This is a genomic window from Methylobacterium sp. BI1 (assembly GCF_056680125.1).
Map to the genome: position 1 here is coordinate 317955 of NZ_CM155267.1, position 18771 is coordinate 336725.

15 protein-coding genes are annotated in these 18771 nt (G+C 71.1%); 4 read left to right on the forward strand and 11 right to left on the reverse strand.

All coding sequences use genetic code 11. From position 1 onward, the window contains the following. Positions 1–263: 263 nt before the first annotated feature. Positions 264–986: a Crp/Fnr family transcriptional regulator gene (locus AC1MGR_RS01550; RefSeq protein ID WP_480233434.1), complete on the forward strand. Its 723-nt coding sequence runs from the start codon at positions 264–266 to the stop codon at positions 984–986. Between the two features lie 15 nt (positions 987–1001). Further along, on the forward strand, positions 1002–1253 hold the full coding sequence (locus AC1MGR_RS01555) for a DUF6894 family protein (RefSeq protein ID WP_480233435.1): 252 nt from the start codon (positions 1002–1004) through the stop codon (positions 1251–1253). Positions 1254–1284: 31 nt separating this feature from the next. Here AC1MGR_RS01555 and AC1MGR_RS01560 read toward each other — a convergent pair whose 3' ends face one another. Continuing rightward, positions 1285–1971, reverse strand: a complete 687-nt coding sequence (locus AC1MGR_RS01560; RefSeq protein WP_108035736.1) for a response regulator transcription factor — start codon at positions 1969–1971, stop codon at positions 1285–1287. A 310-nt stretch (positions 1972–2281) separates the two neighbouring features. Between AC1MGR_RS01560 and AC1MGR_RS01565 the strand changes: the two genes are divergently transcribed. Further along, positions 2282–2818, forward strand: coding sequence for a L,D-transpeptidase family protein (locus AC1MGR_RS01565; protein WP_480234901.1), 537 nt, complete (start codon positions 2282–2284; stop codon positions 2816–2818). 6 nt (positions 2819–2824) lie between these two features. On the opposite strand, the gene AC1MGR_RS01570 is transcribed toward AC1MGR_RS01565, so the two are convergent. Further along, a complete protein-coding gene (locus AC1MGR_RS01570) occupies positions 2825–3784 on the reverse strand; it encodes an NAD(P)H-binding protein (RefSeq protein ID WP_480233436.1) in 960 nt (319 codons plus the stop codon). Positions 3785–3877: 93 nt separating this feature from the next. Here AC1MGR_RS01570 and AC1MGR_RS01575 point away from each other — a divergent pair, with 93 nt between their 5' ends. Then, positions 3878–4762, forward strand: a complete 885-nt coding sequence (locus AC1MGR_RS01575; RefSeq protein ID WP_480233437.1) for a LysR family transcriptional regulator — start codon at positions 3878–3880, stop codon at positions 4760–4762. Positions 4763–5102: 340 nt separating this feature from the next. On the opposite strand, the gene AC1MGR_RS01580 is transcribed toward AC1MGR_RS01575, so the two are convergent. The 9 genes from AC1MGR_RS01580 to AC1MGR_RS01620 form a co-directional block, all read right to left on the reverse strand. Then, the gene (locus AC1MGR_RS01580; RefSeq protein WP_480233438.1) at positions 5103–7361 is read right to left on the reverse strand and encodes an NADP-dependent malic enzyme; all 2259 of its coding nucleotides are present in this window, start codon (positions 7359–7361) and stop codon (positions 5103–5105) included. Positions 7362–7663: 302 nt separating this feature from the next. Then, positions 7664–8101, reverse strand: a complete 438-nt coding sequence (locus AC1MGR_RS01585) for a hypothetical protein (RefSeq protein ID WP_480233439.1) — start codon at positions 8099–8101, stop codon at positions 7664–7666. Between the two features lie 175 nt (positions 8102–8276). Then, positions 8277–10130 (reverse strand): dihydrolipoyl dehydrogenase, encoded by a 1854-nt coding sequence (gene lpdA / locus AC1MGR_RS01590; protein WP_480233440.1) that lies wholly within the window; start codon positions 10128–10130, stop codon positions 8277–8279. 39 nt (positions 10131–10169) lie between these two features. Then, positions 10170–11555 (reverse strand): dihydrolipoyllysine-residue acetyltransferase, encoded by a 1386-nt coding sequence (gene aceF / locus AC1MGR_RS01595; protein ID WP_480234902.1) that lies wholly within the window; start codon positions 11553–11555, stop codon positions 10170–10172. A 128-nt stretch (positions 11556–11683) separates the two neighbouring features. Next, positions 11684–14347 carry a pyruvate dehydrogenase (acetyl-transferring), homodimeric type gene (gene aceE / locus AC1MGR_RS01600; RefSeq protein ID WP_480233441.1) on the reverse strand — a complete coding sequence of 888 codons (2664 nt, stop codon included), beginning with the start codon at positions 14345–14347 and terminating at the stop codon, positions 11684–11686. Positions 14348–14737: 390 nt separating this feature from the next. Next, a complete protein-coding gene (locus tag AC1MGR_RS01605; RefSeq protein ID WP_056219417.1) occupies positions 14738–15466 on the reverse strand; it encodes an amino acid ABC transporter ATP-binding protein in 729 nt (242 codons plus the stop codon). A gap of 102 nt (positions 15467–15568) precedes the next feature. After that, on the reverse strand, positions 15569–16261 hold the full coding sequence (locus tag AC1MGR_RS01610) for an ABC transporter permease subunit (RefSeq protein ID WP_108035751.1): 693 nt from the start codon (positions 16259–16261) through the stop codon (positions 15569–15571). A 40-nt stretch (positions 16262–16301) separates the two neighbouring features. Continuing rightward, complete coding sequence (locus AC1MGR_RS01615; protein WP_108035753.1) at positions 16302–17024, reverse strand: amino acid ABC transporter permease; 723 nt, start codon at positions 17022–17024, stop codon at positions 16302–16304. A gap of 370 nt (positions 17025–17394) precedes the next feature. After that, positions 17395–18726 (reverse strand): MFS transporter, encoded by a 1332-nt coding sequence (locus AC1MGR_RS01620; RefSeq protein WP_480233442.1) that lies wholly within the window; start codon positions 18724–18726, stop codon positions 17395–17397. Between the last annotated feature and the right edge of the window lie 45 nt (positions 18727–18771).

The window sequence follows — 18771 nt, forward strand, 5'->3', positions numbered from 1 at the left end:
GTCGCCGTCGGCGGCGGCGGGGCTCCCGAGATGCCGGGGAGTGTCGCAGCCGGAGGTTAACGCCCCCGTGCCGGGAGCGGGGGCGCAGGGCCTTCCGCGGCCGACGGACCGGCCTCAGGGTGCCGGACCGTCCGGCACCCGACAAAGGCGGCCGAAGACTGTTTCACAGGGCGAACGATGCTAGGCTGTCGCGGCGTTTTACGGTGACACGAGGTGACGATGCCCAGGCTGCGTTGGGTGCCCTTGCCTGTCGGACAGGGACCATGACACGGCTTCAGCACGCTCCATCCGTCAACGGGCTGCTCCGGCGGCTCACCCCCGGGGATTTCGACCTCCTCGCCTCCGACCTCCAGCGGGTCGAGGTGGATCTGCTCGACGTCCTGGTCGCCCCGGGCGAGCCCGTCGCGACCGTCTACTTCCCCGAGAGCGGCTACGGCTCGGTGATCGCCGGCGGCAACGGCGCGGGCGGGGGCGGCATCGAGATCGGGCTGATCGGGCGGGAGGGCGTGATCGGGGCCGCCCCGATCCTGCTGGATGTCGACCGCACGCCGCACCGCACCCTGGTCCAGCAGGCGGGCACGATGCTGAGCCTTCCGGCTTCCGCCCTGGCCGAAGCCGTCGCCCGCAGCGAGACCCTGCGGCGCTTCCTCATGCGCTACGTTCACGTGCAGAGCCTGCAGGTGGCCTCGACCGCCTTCAGCAACGCGACCTACACCATCGACGTGCGCCTCGCCCGCTGGCTGCTGATGTGCCACGACCGGGTCGAGGGCGACGAGATCCGCATCACCCACGACTTCATGGCGATGATGCTGGGGGTGCAGCGCGCCAGCGCGACGATCGCGGTCCAGACCCTGGAGGGCAACGGGCTCATCCGGGCCCAGCGCGGCCGCGTGACGATCCGGGACCGGGGGCGCCTGCTGGAGATGGCCGACGGCAGCTACGGCTCGGCCGAGGCGGAGTACGCCCGCCTGATCGCGACCCCCTAGCGGAGGCCCGGGGGGATGCCGCGCTACTTCTTCAGCATCCGCTCCGACACCGGCCCTCCGGGCCTCGCCCTGGACGAGGAGGGCGACGAGCTGCCCGACGTCGCCGCGGCGCGGCGGCACGCCCGCGCGTTGGCGCAGGACCTGATCGCCCGGCACCGCATGAGCCTGATCCGGGACTGGTTCGCCTGCAGCGTCGAGGTGACGGACGAGGCCGGGGAGCGGGTCTTCACGCTCCCCTTCGCCGACACGGTGCCGGACGCGTTCTGAGGTCTCGCTGAGGTCTCGGGCGCCGGCGACCTTACGGCAGCAGCTTGTAGCCGCCGCCCTCGGTCACGAGGATCGCGGCGAGCGCCGGATTCGGCTCGATCTTCTGGCGCAGGCGGTAGATGTGCGTCTCGAGGGTGTGGGTGGTGACCTGGGCGTTGTAGCCCCAGACCTCGGCCAGCAGCGTGTCGCGGCCGACCACCTCGCGGCCCGCCCGGTAGAGGAAGCGCAGGATCGCGGTTTCCTTTTCCGTGAGCTTCAGCTTCGAGCCGCGCTCGCCCACCAGCAGCTTGGCGCCGGGCCGGAAGGTGTAGGGGCCGATCTGGAACACCGCGTCCTCGCTGGCCTCGTGGCTGCGCAGGTGGGCGCGGATGCGCGCCAGCAGGACGGCGAACTTGAAGGGCTTGGTGACGTAGTCGTTGGCGCCCGCCTCCAGGCCCTCGACGGTGTCGTCCTCGGAATCCTGCGCCGTCAGCATGATGACGGGGCCGCGATAGCCGCCGCGGCGCATGGCCCGCACGGCCTCGCGCCCGTCCATGTCGGGCAGGCCGACATCCATCACCGCCAGGTCGATCCGGTCCTCGATGACGCGCGTGACGGCGCTCTGTCCGTCCAGGGCGGTCAGCACGGTGAATTCGTCGTAGAGATCGAGCTGTTCCATCAGCGTCTCGCGCAGCGAGGCGTCGTCGTCGCAGATCAGCAGGCGATGGGTATTCGGCATCGACCGAAGGACTTTCAGGCAGTTTGCAGGACGCACTGGCGGGTCTTGAAACTCCGCAGGCGGGCGGTATCGGAGAGGATCAAAGGTTGCAACGCGGTCCCTCGGCAGGATGATGACACGCCGGCATCGTCTTGCCTTCTGTAAATCACGCTATGCACATTAAACCAACAATCCGGGCAGCGCACAATACGGTTGTGCGCAGCCTAACGCCCGGGAAACGACGCAGTCCCGCGAAAAGTTTCACGCTGGATGTGCGATTGGCAGGGTCTCGCCTGCGCGCGATAAGCGGACGATGATCAAGCCGACGACGATGAAGCGGACCACCCTCCCCCGCCTGCGCGTCCGCGCCCTGGTGACCGACCGGAGCCGGGGGCAACTCCTCGCCGGCGCCGCCGTCATCCCCTGCGCCCTCGGGCGGAGCGGGATCGCGCAGGTCAAGCGCGAGGGCGACGGCGCCTCGCCCCGGGGCGCGTTCCGCCTGCGCGGCGGGGTCTACCGGCCGGACCATTTCGCCGGCCGGCCGGCGAGCCCCCTCCCCCTGCGCCCGAGCGCCCCCGGCGACGGCTGGTGCGACGACGCCCGGGACCGGCGCTACAACCGGCCGCTCCGCCTGCCCGCCCCGGGGGTCGGGCACGAGCGGATGTGGCGGGAGGACGGGCTCTACGACCTCGTGGTCGACCTCGACTACAATCGCGGGCCGATCCGGCCGGGCCGCGGCTCGGCGATCTTCCTGCACGTGGCGCGGGGCGGCTTCCTGCCCACCGAGGGCTGCGTCGCCCTGCGCCGGGCCGACCTCGTGCGCCTGCTGCGCCGGGTCGGGTCGGGCACCCGGATGCGGATCGGCTGAGCGGCCTCAGGCCGCCCGGGCGCGCAGGGCGGCGAGGCTCGCCGCCACCGCGTCGGCGAGGGGCGTGTGCGGCTCCGCCCCGAGACGGGCGACCAGGCGGGCATTGTCGAGCTCCAGGGTGGTCGACCAGAGATAGCGCATCTCGATCACCTCGCGCAGGAAGGTGACGAAGGGCGCCCCGAGATAGACCGGCGCCCAGGCGAAGGGCCGGACCGGCAGCGGGCGACCGTCCGCCGGCGCCGCCGCCGCCACCGCCTCGGCCATGCCGCGTCCCTGCAGGTGATGTCCCCGGAAGTTGAGGCGCAGGTGGCGCGGCAGGGCCGCCTCCCCGTCGAGGAGGCGCGCGAAGGTCTCGGCGAGGTCGGGCAGGTAGGCCCAGGCGTGCCCCGCCCCCGGGATCTCGGGCGTCACCACCCGCCGCAGGGGCCGGCCCTCCCGCATCAGCACGGTGGTGACCCAGGAACTCGGGGCGCGGGGCCCGAAGAAGTCGCCGGCGCAGACGATCAGGTGGGCGAGCCCCTCGGCGGCCTCCAGCATCGCCTCCATCTCGACGCGGACCGCGCCCTTGCGGGTGCGGGGCCGGCGCGGCGCGTCCTCGGCGATGCGCGGCCCGGCCTCGGGACCGTAGACGTAGAGATTGCCCGGCATGACGAGGCGGGCACCCGCCCCGCGCGCTGCCGTGATGGCGTGGGCCAGCATGGGCAGGGCAAGGCCGCGCCAGTCGCGGTAGCCGGGCGGGTTCACCCCGTGGAACAAGATGCGGGCGCCCTGCACCGCTGCCGCCACGTCGGCCGCCCGCAAAGCGTCGCCCGCGATCCAGTCGACGCCCGCCGGGGCGGTCCGCCGCGCCCGCTCGGGGTCGCGGGCCAGCCCCCGCACCCGCCAGCCGTGCCGGAGCAGCGCCTCCGCCACCGCCCCGCCGATGCCCCCCGTCGCCCCGGTCACCAGGGCCAGCCTGTCCGTCATCGCCGTCTCCTCGTTTCAGAACGCCGCCGAGGATGTGGGGGACGGGGCTCAACGCATATTGCCGAAAGGCGGCGGGTTGCCATACGAAATCGTATGGCTGAGCCGGACTGGCACCTGTGGCGGGCGTTTCTCGGGGTGATGCGGGCGGGCAGCCTGTCCGGCGCGGCGCGCGACCTGCGGCTGACCCAGCCGACCCTCGGCCGGCAGATCGCCGTCCTGGAACGCGACCTCGGCGCGACCCTGTTCACCCGGGCCCGCGACGGCCTGCGGCCCACCGACCGGGCCCTCGCCCTCGTGCCCCAGGCGGAGGCCATGGCCGCGGCGGCGGCTTCCCTCCTGCGCCGGGCCTCCGGCGAGACCGACGCCATGCGGGGCCGCGTCCGCCTCACGGCCAGCACCTTCCTGGGCGGCGTGGTGCTGCCGCCGATCCTGGCCCGCTTCCACGAAGCCCATCCGGGGGTCGACCTCGAACTCTCGCTCAGCGACCGCACCGAAGACCTGCTGCGCCGGGACGCCGATCTCGCCGTGCGCAACGTGGCCCCGACCCAGGGCGCCCTGGTGGCCCGGCGCATCGGCACGGCGCCGATCCGGTTCTATGCCCACCGCAGCTACGCCGCGCGCCGCGGCCTTCCGGCGACGGCGGCGGAACTCGGGCGCCACAGCCTGATCGGCCGGGCGGTCCACGCGGCGCAGGTGCGCCCGACCCTGGGCCACGACCTCACCTTCGCCTTCGCCTGCGACGACGACCTCGGCCTGCTGGCCGCCCTCCGCGCCGGCTTCGGCATCGGCTATTGCCAGCAGGGCGTCGCCCGCCGCGACCCGGACCTCGTCCCGGTCCTGCCCGACCTCGTGCTCGCCGAGATCGGGGTCTGGCTGGTCATGCACGAGGACCTGCGCACCACCCGCCGCATCCGCGCGCTGTTCGACCATCTGGCAGCGGGCTTGGCGGGGTATCTCGGAGAAGAATTGCCGGCTTAGTAAGCGTGTAGCCGACTTTTCTTGAGTGAGGTTTTCTTTTCTTCCTCGCACCTGGCCGGGTCACACCCACGAGGGCCGCTCACAGCACTTCGTCATCCCGGGGCCGCGCAGCGGAGCCCGGGATCCAGAACCGCAGGTTGCGCAAGACGTTGCACCGTCGGCGGTTCTGGATTGCACACCTCCGGCGCGCCCCTGCGGGTCCGGGCGCGCCTGCGGCGCCCCGGAATGACGGACCGGTGGAGGCTGTATCCGCTTGCCGTCGGGACGGAGCGCGTGCGCAGCCGGCGCTGCGCACGCGAAGCCAGACAGGGAGACAGGCAGGCCCCCTCCCCTGCCCCGGTCAGCCCACCTCGGCCGAGGCCGCCGTCAGGGCCGTCATGTTGACGAGGCCGCGGACGGTGGCGGTGGGGGTGAGGATGTGCACCGGCCGGGCGGCGCCGAGCAGGATCGGCCCGACGGAGACGCTCTGGCCAGCCACCACCTTGAGGGCGTTGAAGGTGATGTTGGCCGCCTCCAGGTTCGGCATCACGAGGAGGTTGGCCTCGGCCGTGAGGGCCGAATCCGGCCGCAGTCGCGTGAGGATGGTCCGGCTCAGCGCCGTGTCGGCCGACATCTCGCCGTCGATCTCGAGGTCCGGTGCCTGGGCGCGGATGAGCGCCAGGGCCTCCCGCATCTTGCGCGAGACCGGGTCGTCGACGCTGCCGAAATTCGCCGACGAGACCAGGGCGACGTGCGGGGTCTGGCCGAAGCGGCGCATCTCCGCGGCGGCCAGCACCGTCATGTCGGCGATCTCCGCGGCGCTGGGATCGCGGTGGATGTAGGGATCGCAGACGAACAGGGTGTGCCGGGGCAATTGCAGCAGGCCCATGGCGGCGAGGCCCTTGGCGGCGAGGCCCTCGGCGCCGGGCTTGCGGCCGATCACCCGGGTCACTGCGGCGAGGTGGTCCGGGTAGGTGCCGGTGGTGCCGCAGAGCATGCCGTCGACCTCGCCGGCCGCGAGGAGCTCGGCGGCCCGGACGGTGGCGTCGGCCCCGGGGGCGGTCTCGGCCACGTGCACGTCGGTGCCGAGGCGCAGGCGCAGGCCGAGGCCGGCGATCCGCGCGGCGATGGCCTCGGCCCGGCCGACCAGGACGGGGGTGGCGAGGCGCTCCTCCACCACCACCTGGGCGGCGCGGAGCACCCGGTCCTCCTCGCCCTCCGCGTAGGCGATCCGCTTGGCCCCGGCCTCCGAGGCGGCGGCGAAGACCGGCTGCATCACCGTGCCGGAGGTGTAGACCAGGCGCTCCAGGGAGCGGCGGTAGGTCTCGATGTCCCGGAACGGCCGGGTGGCGACGCCGCTGTCGATGGCGGCCTGGGCCACCGCCGGGGCGACGGTGGTGATGAGGCGCGGGTCGAAGGGGCGCGGGATCAGGTAGTCGGGGCCGAAGCGCAGGTCGTGGGCGCCGTAGGCGGCCGCCACCACGTCCGACTGCTCGGCATGGACGAGGTCGGCCAGGGCGCGCACGGCGGCGAGCTTCATGGCCTCGTTGATCTCGGTGGCGCCGACATCGAGGGCGCCCCGGAAGATGAAGGGGAAGCACAGGACGTTGTTGACCTGGTTCGGATAGTCCGAGCGCCCGGTGGCGATGAGGCAGTCCGGCCGCACCTGCTTGGCCAGCGCCGGCAGGATCTCCGGCTCGGGGTTGGCGAGCGCCAGGATGATCGGCCTGTCGGCCATGCCGGCGACCATCTCGGGCTTGAGCACCCCGCCCTGGGAGACGCCGAGGAAGATGTCGGCGCCCTTGACGGCGTCACCGAGGGTCTTGGCCTGGGTGTCCCGCGCATAGGCCCGCTTCTGCGCGTCGAGGGAGGCCATCCGGTCGGTGGAGACCACGCCGCGGGAATCGCAGACGAGGATGTTCTCGCGCTTCAGGCCGAGGCCCACCAGGATGTTGAGGCAGGCGATGGCCGCCGCGCCCGCGCCCGAGCAGACCAGGGTGGCGGACTCGATCGGCTTGCCCACCACCGCGAGGGCGTTGATGAGCGCGGCGGCGGCCACGATGGCGGTGCCGTGCTGGTCGTCGTGGAAGACCGGGATCTTCATGCGCTCGCGCAGCTTCGTCTCGATGACGAAGCATTCGGGGGCCTTGATGTCCTCGAGGTTGATGCCGCCGAAGGTCGGCTCCAGGCGGGCGACGGTCTCGATGAACTTCTCCGGGTCGGTCTCGTCGACCTCGATGTCGAACACGTCGATGCCGGCGAACTTCTTGAACAGGCAGCCCTTGCCCTCCATCACGGGCTTGCCCGCGAGCGCGCCGATGTTGCCGAGGCCGAGCACGGCCGTGCCGTTGGTGATGACCGCCACGAGGTTGCCACGGGAGGTCAGGCTGAAGGCCTCGTCGGGCGCGTGGTGGATGGCCATGCAGGCGGCGGCGACCCCCGGGGAATAGGCGAGCGCGAGGTCGCGCTGGGTGCTCATGTCCTTGGTCGGCTGGACCGAGATTTTTCCCGGGGTGGGGAAGCGGTGATAGTCGAGGGCGGCCCGGTTCAGGGCGGCCTCGGTGCCGGCATCGGCGTTGGCGGCGGCGCCCGGCGCGCGCAGGTCGGTGTCTTTGCTCATGGTCGTCGGTCCTGAAGTCTCGAAGAATCTAGAAGTGTCGGAGAGTCTGGAAGTGTCGGAGAGTCTGGAAGTGTCGGAGAGTCTGGAAGTGTCGGCGTGAGGGCGCCGGTCGCCCCGCGCGGGGCGGCCGGCTCGTGTCGTGAGACGGGGTTCGGGCCATCGCCTGCGACCCGGTCGGGCGCGACGGGTCCCCTCTCCTCCCGGGAGAGGAGACCCTGCGCCGGCCAAGGGCGAGATGTCCGTCCTGAACCGGGATGACGGCCCGGAGGTGGGGTCGGCCCGAGCGTGGGACGCTCCCGGGTTCAGGACGGGCCGGGCCGGTCCGCGCCGGAGACGGGCGGATCCGCATCCGGCTCCTCCGCTCCCGGCCGACCTGCCTTCAGCAGGTCGAGGGTCTGGGCCCGCATCCGCTCCCAGTCGCCCAGGACCCAGTCCATTTGCCGGCGCAGGAAATCCTGCTGGAGCTGGAGCATCGCGGGGAGGCTGCGCGCCGCCATCAGGCCCTGGACCAGGGTGAGGTTGGCGGCGAGCTGCCGGTGGGTGGTGCGGGCCACCAGCCGGCCGGCGGCCTGCAGGTCGGCATCGATGTCGGTGCGGGCCGTCCGGCTCAACGTGGCGAGGCGATCCAGATGGTCTTCCAGGGCCTCCGTGACGGCGTCGCGGGCGGCCTCGGCGCGCCGGAGGGCCGGATCGGGCTCCGGGGTCGGGTCGGGTGTGGTGTCGGGTTCGTTCGATGACATCGGCGCGTCTCCCGAAGCCGGAGCCCGAAGGGGCTCCGCGAGGATCGCGCCGGGCGCGGCGCGGTCCTGTCTTCCTGATGCGGCGGCGTCCGTCCGGCGGGCGCCGCCCGATCCCGAACCCCGGGTGGCCCGGGCTCCCGTGACCCGCCTCAGTGACCCGCCTCAGTGACCCGCTTCAGTGACCCGCTTTCTTGGGGCCGTCCTTCCGGGGCATGTAGAGGTCGGTGATGGTGCCCTCGAAGGCCTCCGCCGCCAAGCCGATCGTCTCCGACAGGGTGGGGTGCGGGTGGATGGTCAGGCCGATATCCTCGGCATCCGCCCCCAGCTCGATGGCCAGCGCCGCCTCCGCGATCAGGTCGCCGGCGGAGGGGCCGACGATGCCGCAGCCGAGGATGCGATCGGTCTCGGGGTCGAACAGGACCTTGGTCAGGCCCTCCTCGCGGCCGAGCGCCAGGGAGCGCCCGGAGGCGGCCCAGGGGAAGACGCCCTTGCCGACCTTCACGCCCTTCGCCTTGGCCTCGGTCTCGGTCATGCCGACCCAGGCCACCTCGGGGTCGGTATAGGCCACCGAGGGGATGACCTTGGCGTCGAAGGCGCTGGCCTTGCCGGCGGCGACCTCCGCCGCGACCTTGCCCTCGTGCGTCGCCTTGTGGGCCAGCATCGGCTGGCCGACCACGTCGCCGATGGCGAAGATGTGGGGCACGTTGGTGCGCATCTGCTTGTCGACGGCGATGAAGCCGCGCGCGTCGACGGCGACGCCCGCCGCCTCCGCGCCGATGCGATGGCCGTTGGGGCGCCGCCCGACCGAGACAAGCACCTTGTCGAAGGTGTCGCTGGCCGGAGCGGTGCCGCCCTCGAACGAGACCTTCAGCCCCTCCGGCGTCGCCTCCACGGCGGTGACCTTGGCCTTGAGGTGGATCGCCTCGTACTGCTTGCTGATCCGCTTCATCAGCGGCGTGACCAGGTCCTTGTCGGCGCCGGGGATGATCTGGTCCATCAGCTCGACGATGGTCACCTTCGCGCCGAGCGCGTGGTAGACCGTGGCCATCTCCAGGCCGATGATGCCGCCGCCGATGACGAGCAGGCGGGCCGGCACGCCGTCGAGCTCCAGCGCCCCCGTCGAATCGAGGACCCGCGGGTCGTCGTGCGGGATGAAGGGCATCTGCACCGGCTCGGAGCCGGCCGCGATGATGGCGTGGTCGAAGCCGATCACCCGGGTCTGGCCCTCGTGCGCGACCGCGACCTGGTTCGGGCTGACGAAGCGGGCCTCGCCCGTCACCACCGTGACCTTGCGCTGCTTGGCGAGCCCGTTGAGGCCGCCGGTGAGGCGCTTGACCACCCCGTCCTTCCAGCTGCGCAGCTTGTCGATGTCGATCTGCGGCGCGGTGAAGCTGATGCCGTGCGCCGCCATGGCGTGGCTCTCGTCGATGACCTTGGCGGCGTGCAGCAAGGCCTTCGAGGGGATGCAGCCCACGTTGAGGCAGACGCCGCCGAGGCTCGGCCAGCGCTCGACCAGCACCACCGACTGCCCGAGATCGGCCGCCCGGAAGGCGGCGGTGTAGCCGCCCGGACCCGCGCCGATGACGAGGACCTGGGCCCGCATCGCCTCGCCGGAGACGGGGGCCGCCGCCTTCGGGGCCGGCGCGGGCGCCGCCCCGCCGGTGGCGGTGGCGGAGGAGCCGTAGCCGGCCTGGCCCTCGCCCGGGGCGTGGGCGGGCGCAGCGTTCGCGGGCGCGCGCGCGCCCGCCTTGGTGGTGTCCGTGACCGTAGGCTTGGGCGCGCCGGCCCCTGCGGCCTCGGCCATGACCAGGATCAGGTCGCCCTGGCTCACCGCGTCGCCGGGCTTGATCCGCACCTCGGCCACCGTGCCGGCCACCGGGGACGGGATGTCCATGGTGGCCTTGTCGGATTCCAGCACGATGATGACGTCGTCGACCGAGATCACGTCGCCGGGGCTGACGCTGACCTCGATCACGGGCACGTTCTTGAAGTCGCCGATATCCGGCAGGTGGACGTCGTTGCTGCTCATCGCTTCACCTCGCTCGTTGGGTCGCGCAACCGGCCTTCGTCAGACGACGAGGCGCCGGACGTCCTCGAGGACGTGGGCGAGGTGGCGGGTGAAGCGCGCGGCGAGCGCCCCGTCGATGACGCGGTGGTCGTAGGAGAGCGAGAGCGGCACGATCAGGCGCGGCGCGAACTCGGTGCCGTTCCAGACCGGGCTCATCTTGGAGCGGGCGACGCCCAGGATCGCGACTTCCGGCGCGTTGACCAGCGGCGTGAAGGCGGTGCCGCCGATGCCGCCCAGGCTCGAGATCGAGAAGGTGGCGCCCTGCATGTCGGCGGCGGCGAGCTTGCCGTCGCGGGCCTTGGCCGAGATCGCCCCGAGGTCGCGGCTGATCTCCACGAGGCCCTTGCGGTCGGCCTCCTTGATCACCGGCACCACGAGGCCGTCCGGCGTGTCGACCGCGACGCCGATGTTGTAGTAGCGCTTGAGGATCAGCGCGTCCTTCTCAGGCGACAGCGAGGCGTTGAACTCGGGGTGCTTGCGTAAGGCAGAGACCGCGGCCTTGATCAGGAAGGCCAGCAGGGTGACGCGGTAGCCCTTGTCCTTGAGCTCCTTGCCCTGGGCGTCGAGTTCCCGGCGGTAGGCGTCGGTCTCGGTGATGTCCGACTCGTCCTGGTGGGTGACCAGCGGCACGTTGAGCCAGGACCGGTGCAGGTGCGCGCCGGAGATCTTCTTGATCCGCGACAGGGGTTGCGTCTCGACCGGGCCGAACTTGGCGAAGTCCACCGCCGGGATCTCCGGGATGCCCATGCCGCCGCCGGAGAAGGCGGCCGTGCCGGAGGGCGCGGGCGCCGCCGCGCGGGTGAGGTGGCCCTTCACGTCCTCCTTGGTGATCCGGCCCTTCTCGCCGGTGCCCTTCACCGCCGTCAGGTCGAGGCCGAGCTCGCGGGCCAGCCGCCGCACGCCGGGGCTGGCATGGACCTGGGAGAAATCGGGCAGGGTGCCGGCGGCCGGGGCCGACGGGGCGGGCGCAGTGGCGGCCGGGGCGGCGCTCGGGGCCGGCTCCTGCTTGGCCAGCAGGGCGGCGCTGTCGGCGCCGGCGGGGGCCTCGGCGGCCTTCTCGGCACCCTTGACCTCACCCTGGGACGCCTCGCCCTTGAACACCAGGAGCGGCGAGCCTTCGCTGACCTTGTCGCCGAGCTTGACCAGGATCTTCTCGACCACGCCGGCGCTCGGCGAGGGCACGTCCATGGTGGCCTTGTCGGATTCCAGCGAGACCAGCGGGTCGTCGGGCCCGATCGTGTCGCCCTCCTTCACGTGGATCTCGATGATCGGGATGTCCTTGAAGTCGCCGATGTCCGGGATCTGGATCTCGATGCCCACTGCGCGTTCTCCCTGGCTGAGTCGGAGCCTCTCGCGGGCCCCCTCGTCCGGTCTGTTCGATTGGATAGGATTGGGTTCTTGGGGGCGCCGGTCGCCTCGGTCAGGCGGCCGGCGGGGAATCAGGCTGGGTCCGGTCGATCACCACAGCTGGGGCGGACGCGCCCGCGACCCAACGGGATCGACCGGAATGCCCATCAGACGGTCCAGGGTGCCGGCCGGTCCGTGTCGATGCCGTAGCGGGCGATGGCGTCGGCCACGGTCTGGGCCGGGATCACGCCCTCCTCGGCGAGGCTGTGCAGCGCCGCCACCACGACCCAGTGCCGGTTGACCTCGAAGAAGTCGCGCAGGCGGGCCCGGTAGTCCGAGCGGCCGAAGCCGTCGGTGCCGAGCACGCGGTAGCGTCCGGGCACCCAGGTGCGGATCTGGTCGGCGAACAGGCGCATGTAGTCGGTGGCGGCCACCACCGGGCCGGTGCGGCCGGCCAGGCAGGTCTCGACATGGGAGAGGCGCCGGCCCTCCAGCGGGTGCAGGAGGTTCCAGCGCTCCGCCGCCATCGCGTCGCGGCGCAGTTCAGTGAAGCTCGGGCAGCTCCAGATGTCGGCGCTGATCCCGAAATCCTGCTCCAGCAGGGCGGCCGCGGCGATGACCTCCCGCAGGATGGTGCCGGAGCCGAGGAGCTGCACCCGGTGCCCCTGGGTGGTCTCCTTGGCGCCCTCCTTGAAGAGGTACATGCCCTTGATGATGTCGGCCTCCGCGCCCTCCGGCATGCCGGGGTGCTCGTAGTTCTCGTTCATCACGGTGATGTAGTAGAACACGTCCTCCTGCTCGGCATACATCCGGCGCAGGCCGTCCTGCACGATCACCGCCACCTCATACGAGAAGGTCGGGTCGTAGGAGACGCAGTTCGGGATGGTGGACGAGATCAGGTGGCTGTGGCCGTCCTCGTGCTGCAGGCCCTCGCCGTTGAGGGTGGTGCGCCCCGCCGTGCCGCCGATGAGGAAGCCCCGCGCCCGCATGTCGCCCGCCGCCCAGGCGAGGTCGCCGACCCGCTGGAAGCCGAACATCGAGTAGTAGACGTAGAACGGGATCGTCGGCGCGTCGGAGTGCGAGTAGGAGGTCGCGGCCGCGATCCAGGACGACATGGCGCCCGGCTCGTTGATGCCCTCTTGGAGCATCTGACCGTTCTTGTCCTCCTTGTAGTACATCAGCTGATTGGCATCCTCCGGCCGGTAGAGCTGGCCGACCTGGGAGAAGATGCCGAATTGCCGGAACATGCCCTCCATGCCGAAGGTGCGGCTCTCGTCGGGCACGATCGGCACGATGCGGTTGCCGATGTTCTTGTCGCGCAGCAGCGTGTTGAGGATGCGCACGAAGGCCATGGTGGTGGAGATCTCGCGGCCCGCGGTCTCCTTGAGCTGGGCCGAGAAGGCCGAGAGCGGCGGGATCTCCAGGGCCTGCGAGGTGCGCCGCCGGGCCGGGAGCGGGCCGCCGAGGGCCTCGCGCCGCGCCATCAGGTAGCGGTGCTCGGGGCTGCCCTCGGGGAACTTGATGAAGGGGATCTCCTTCAGCTGGTCGTCCGAGAGGTCGATCTGGAAGCGGTCCCGGAACTGGCGCAGGACCGCCTCGCCCATCTTCTTCTGCTGGTGGGTGATGTTCTGGCCCTCGCCGGACTCGCCCATGCCGTAGCCCTTGACGGTCTTGGCGAGGATGAGGGTCGGCTGGCCCTTATGCTTGGAGGCGGCGCTGTAGGCGGCGAAGACCTTGCGCGGGTCGTGGCCGCCGCGGGTGAGGCGCCAGATGTCGTCGTCGCTCATGTCGGCCACCAGGGCCGCGGTCTCGGGGTAGCGCCCGAAGAAGTGCTCGCGGATGTAGGCGCCGTTCTTCGACTTGAAGTCCTGGTACTCGCCGTCGACGCACTCCTCCATCAGGCGTGCCAGCATGCCGGTGCCGTCGCGCTGGATCAGGGCGTCCCAGCCCGAGCCCCACAGCACCTTGATGACGTTCCAGCCGGCCCCGCGGAAATCGGCCTCCAGCTCCTGGACGATCTTGCCGTTGCCGCGCACCGGGCCGTCGAGGCGCTGCAGGTTGCAGTTGATGACGAAGACGAGGTTGTCGAGCTTCTCACGGGCCGCGAGCGCGATGGCGCCGAGGCTCTCCGGCTCGTCCATCTCGCCGTCGCCCATGAAGGCCCAGACCTTGCGGCCGTCCGTCTGCGCGAGGTTGCGGTGATGCAGGTAGCGCAGGAAGCGCGCCTGGTAGATCGCCATCAGGGGGCCGAGGCCCATGGAGACGGTGGGGAACTGCCAGAAATCCGGCATCAGCCAGGGATGCGGATAGGACGACAGGCCCTTGCCGCCGACCTCCTGCCGGAAGCCGAGGAGCTGCTCCTCGGTGAGGCGCCCCTCCAGGAAGGCGCGGGCATAGACGCCGGGCGAGGAATGGCCCTGCACGTAGATGAGGTCGCCGCCGTGGCTCGCGTCGGCCGCCCGCCAGAAATGCATGAAGCCGGTGTCGTAGAGGGTCGCGGCGGACTGGAAGCTGGCGATGTGGCCGCCGAGCTCGGAGGAGTCCTTGTTCGCCCGCAGGATGATCGCGATGGCGTTCCAGCGGATGGCCGAGCGGATGCGGTGCTCGATCGCCCGGTCGCCGGGATGCGGGTCCTGCTTCTCGGGCAGGATCGTGTTCAGGTAGGCGGTGTTGGCCGAGTAGGGGACGGGTGCGCCCTTCTTGCGGGCCCCGTCGATCACCTGCTCGATCAGGTAATGCGCCCGCTCCGGCCCGTCGACGTCGAGGACGCCGTCCAGCGAATCGAGCCATTCCTGCGTCTCGACGGGATCGAGGTCGCGGCTACGCTCCATGGCATCCTCCTTGGGTTTTTCCCGGCGGCTCTCACGGGCCACCCTGTGTCGCGCTACCCTTCAGCAGCGTTCGTGCCAACGCTACCCAAACGCGTTTTGCGTTATGGGGCAATGGCTTCTGCCGAGCAGAACGTTTTTGGTCTGCGAATTTTGTTACGGGTTTGAATTTTTTTGTCTGGCTTTCCAGACCGGCGCTGCGGGCGTTGACCGGCCGGAACGTCGGGGCAGCCCCCGGACGGCCGGACGCGTGCCCCTTCTGGGGATGCCGCGCGGGGGCCCCGGCGGCGGGGACCCCGAAACGACGACGAGCCGGTTCCGTCTTGGCGGAACCGGCTCGTGCGTGGCGGGCCTGGGTGCGGCGGGGTGGGGCGCCGAGACCGGCGCCGGCCCTCAGTGCACCAGGATCTTCGACAGGAAGTTCTGGGCGCGCTCGGAGCGGGCGTTGGCGAAGAAGTCTTCCTTGGTGGCGTCCTCGACGATCTCGCCCTTGTCCATGAAGATCACCCGGTTCGCGACCTTGCGGGCGAAGCCCATCTCGTGGGTGACGCACATCATGGTCATGCCCTCGCGGGCGAGCTGGACCATGACGTCGAGCACCTCGCCGACCATCTCGGGATCGAGGGCCGAGGTCGGCTCGTCGAACAGCATCACCACCGGGTTCATGGCGAGCGCCCGGGCGATGGCCACGCGCTGCTGCTGGCCGCCCGAGAGCTGGCCGGGAAACTTCTTGGCATGGGCCGAGAGGCCGACCCGGTCGAGGAGTGCCAGGCCCGTCTTGAGGGCGGTGTCCTCGTCGCGCTTGAGCACCTTGCGCTGCGCCAGGGTCAGGTTCTCCGTGATGGAGAGGTGCGGGAACAGCTCGAAGTGCTGGAACACCATGCCGACCCGGGCCCGCAGCTTCGGCAGGTTGGTCTTCTTGTCGTGCACGGGCGTGCCGTCGACGACGATCTCGCCCTTCTGGAAGGGCTCGAGGGCGTTGACGCACTTGATCAGGGTCGACTTGCCGGAGCCCGAGGGCCCGCAGACCACGACCACCTCGCCCTTGTTCACGGCGGTGCTGCAATCGGTCAGGACCTGGAAGTCGCCGTACCATTTGCTGACGGACTTCATGGTGATCATGGGCCCCGTGGTCACGGGGGCCTGGGCGGTGTTGAGCGACGTGGTCATGGCGAAAATCCTCGTCTGGGGTGCGGCGACGCCTCGTCCGCGGGACGGCCGGCGTCAGCGGATGATGGCGATCTTCTTCTGGAGGCGGCGCACCGCCATGGAGGCCACGAAGCAGACCGCGAAGTAGACCACGGCCGCGAACAGGTACATTTCCACGAGGCGGCCGTCGCGCTGGGCGATCTTCGAGGCCGCGCCGAGGAAGTCGGTCACCGAGAGGACGTAGACCAGCGAGGTGTCCTGGAAGAGCACGATGGTCTGGGTCAGCAGGATCGGCGTCATGTTGCGGAACACCTGGGGCAGGATCACGCTGCGCATGGAGGCGAAGTAGGTCAGGCCCAGCGCCGAGGCCGCCGCCGCCTGCCCCTTGGGGATCGACTGGATGCCGGCGCGCATGATCTCGGAGAAGTAGGCCGCCTCGAACAGGGTGAAGGTCACCAGCGACGAGGTGAAGGCGCCCACCGTCATCGGCCGGTCGGCCCCGGTGATCCACTGCCCGAGATAGGGCACCAGGAAGTAGAACCAGAAGATCACCAGCACGAGGGGCAGCGACCGCATCAGGTTGACGTAGCCCTTGGCCACCAGCGGGATCACCGGCAGGCTGGAGAGCCGCATCATGGCGATGAGCGTGCCGAGGACGATGCCGCCGATGGCGGCGAGCGCCGTCAGCGTCAGGGTGAAGCGCATGCCGTCCAGGAACAGGTACGGCAGCGCGGAGGTGATGACGGAGAAGTCGAAATTCGCGAGCATCGCGGCGATCCTTGAGGAGGAGAAGGCGGAGGGCGGCCCCTCAGCGATGGCCCGGGACGGCGACGCGGCGCTCGATCCAGCCGGAGGTGAAGATCACCACGACGTTGATCAGGACGTACAGGATGGTGGCGGCGGTGAAGGCCTCGAACACCTGGAACGAGAATTCCTGCATGGCGCGGGCGCGGGCGGTGAGCTCGAGCAGGCCGATGGTGAGGGCGACCGAGGTGTTCTTGAGGTTGTTCAGGAATTCCGAGGTCAGCGGCGGCAGGATCATCCGGTAGGCGCTGGGGAGCAGCACGTAGCGGTAGGTCTGGTAGACCGTCAGGCCCATGGCGGTGCCGGCCATCTTCTGCCCGCGCGGGAGGGCCTGGATGCCGGCGCGCACCTGCTCGGCGACGCGGGAGGCGGTGAAGAAGCCCAGGCACACCACCGCCGTGTAGAACGGCGCGTTGGGCAGCTGCTTGATCCAGCCGCCCCAGGATTCCGGCAGCACCTCCGGCAGGACGAAGTACCAGAGGAACATCTGCACCAGCAGGGGGATGTTGCGGAACAGCTCGACGTAGGTGGTGCCGATGGCGTTGGCGAGCTTCGACGGCAGGGTGCGCATCACGCCGATGACCGAGCCGAGGAAGAACGCGATCACCCAGGCGCAGAGGGCCGTCACCACCGTCCACATCAGGCCCGAGAGCAGCATGTCCGCGTAGGTGCCGGTGCCTTCCGGGGACGGTTCGAGGAAGATGCCCCAGTTCCAGTTGTAGTTCATCGCGTCGTCGTCCCCTGTGATCGGGCATCCGGGCGAGCGCCCGTGGCATGAAGGCGGGCGAACGCCCGTGAATGTGGCGGTGCTGTGTCGGACAGTGCCGAGACCTTGAGCGGAAGGTCCAGGGCCTTGAGGGTCGCGCCCCGGTCCCACACTGACATTTCCAAAGATTTGCTGCTTTTCCGGGCACGACCCGGCGCACGCCACGCGACGGCCGCCGACCCGCCCGGCGGGGGCGGCGCGGCGGCCCTCGGGCGATTCGGCCGGGCACGGAGGGGGCTGAGACGGATCGGACGGGACCCAGGGCGGCACATCGGTGCCCGCCCCTAGCATCATCCGGACCAGAGCCCGAGGGGGCGGGCCGGCCCGCGGCTCAGGCCCGGGCCGGTGTGGCCGCCGGGACACCCTGCGGCGCGGGCCGGGCCAGGGTGAGGATCAGCAGGGCGGCGGCGAGGCAGAGCGCCCCGGCGGCGAAGAAGGCCGGCAGGTAGGTGGCGAGCTCGGCCCGCGAGAGGCCGGCCCCGTAAGCGATCGTCGCCGCGCCGAGCTGATGCCCGGCGAAGACCCAGCCGAAGACGAGGTTGGCGCGCTCGCGCCCGAACCGCGCCGCCGTCAGCCGCACGGTGGGCGGCACCGTGGCGATCCAGTCGAGGCCGTAGAACACCGCGAACAGCGACAGGCCCACGAAGGAGAAGTCCGAGAACGGCAGGAACATCAGCGAGAGGCCGCGCAGGCCGTAATACCAGAACAGGAGCCAGCGGTTGTCGTAGCGGTCGGAGAGCCAGCCCGAGGCCACGGTGCCGATAAAGTCGAACACCCCCATGGCGGCGAGCACGCTGGCCCCCTGCACCGGCCCGATGCCGTAATCGGCGCAGAGGGGGATGAAGTGGGTCTGGATCAGCCCGTTGGTGCTGGCCCCACAGATGAAGAAGGTGGCGAACAGCACCCAGAACACGCGGGTGCGGGCGGCGTCGCGCAGGGCGGACAGGGCGCCGTTCGCGCTCGGGCCGGTCGCATCTGAGCCCGGAGCGGCCGGGGCCCCGTTCGGGCGGGCCTCGCCGTAGGGCGCGAGGCCGAGATCCTCCGGCCGGTCGCGCATCAGGGCGACGACGCCGAGGCCGGCCGTGAGGAGGAGCGCGCAGATCACCAGGAGGGCGGCGCGCCAGCCGAGCGCCTCCGTGAGGGCGGCGAGCAGGGGCAGCACGACGAGCTGCCCCGTGGCGGAACTGGCGGTGAGGAGCCCGACCACGAGGCCGCGCGATCGCGAGAACCAGCGCGTCGCCACCGTGGCCCCCAGCACCAGGGCGGTGAGCCCCGTGCCGATGCCCACCACCACGCCCCAGAGCAGCACGAGCTGCCAGACCTGGGTCATCCCCAAGGAGGCCAGCAGGCCGCCGGCGATGAGCGCCAGGGCCATGAGCACGATCCGGCGCGGGCCGTAGCGGTTCATCAGGGCGGCGGCGAAGGGCCCCATCAGGCCGAACAGGACGAGGCGCACGGCGAGCGCCGAGCCGATCGTCGCCGTGTCCCAGCCGAACTCCTTCTGCAGGGGCAGGATCAGCACCCCCGGCGCCCCGACCGCGCCCGCGGTCACCAGCATGGTCAGGAAGGTCACGCCGGCCACGGCCCAGCCGTAATGGATGCCGCGGCGGGCGAGCCCCGTCGCGACGGCGTCGGACAGGCGCAGGGTCGGGTCGGTGGCCATGGCACGGTGCTCCGGCGCGCCGGCGACCGCGACGCTGGAGCCTTG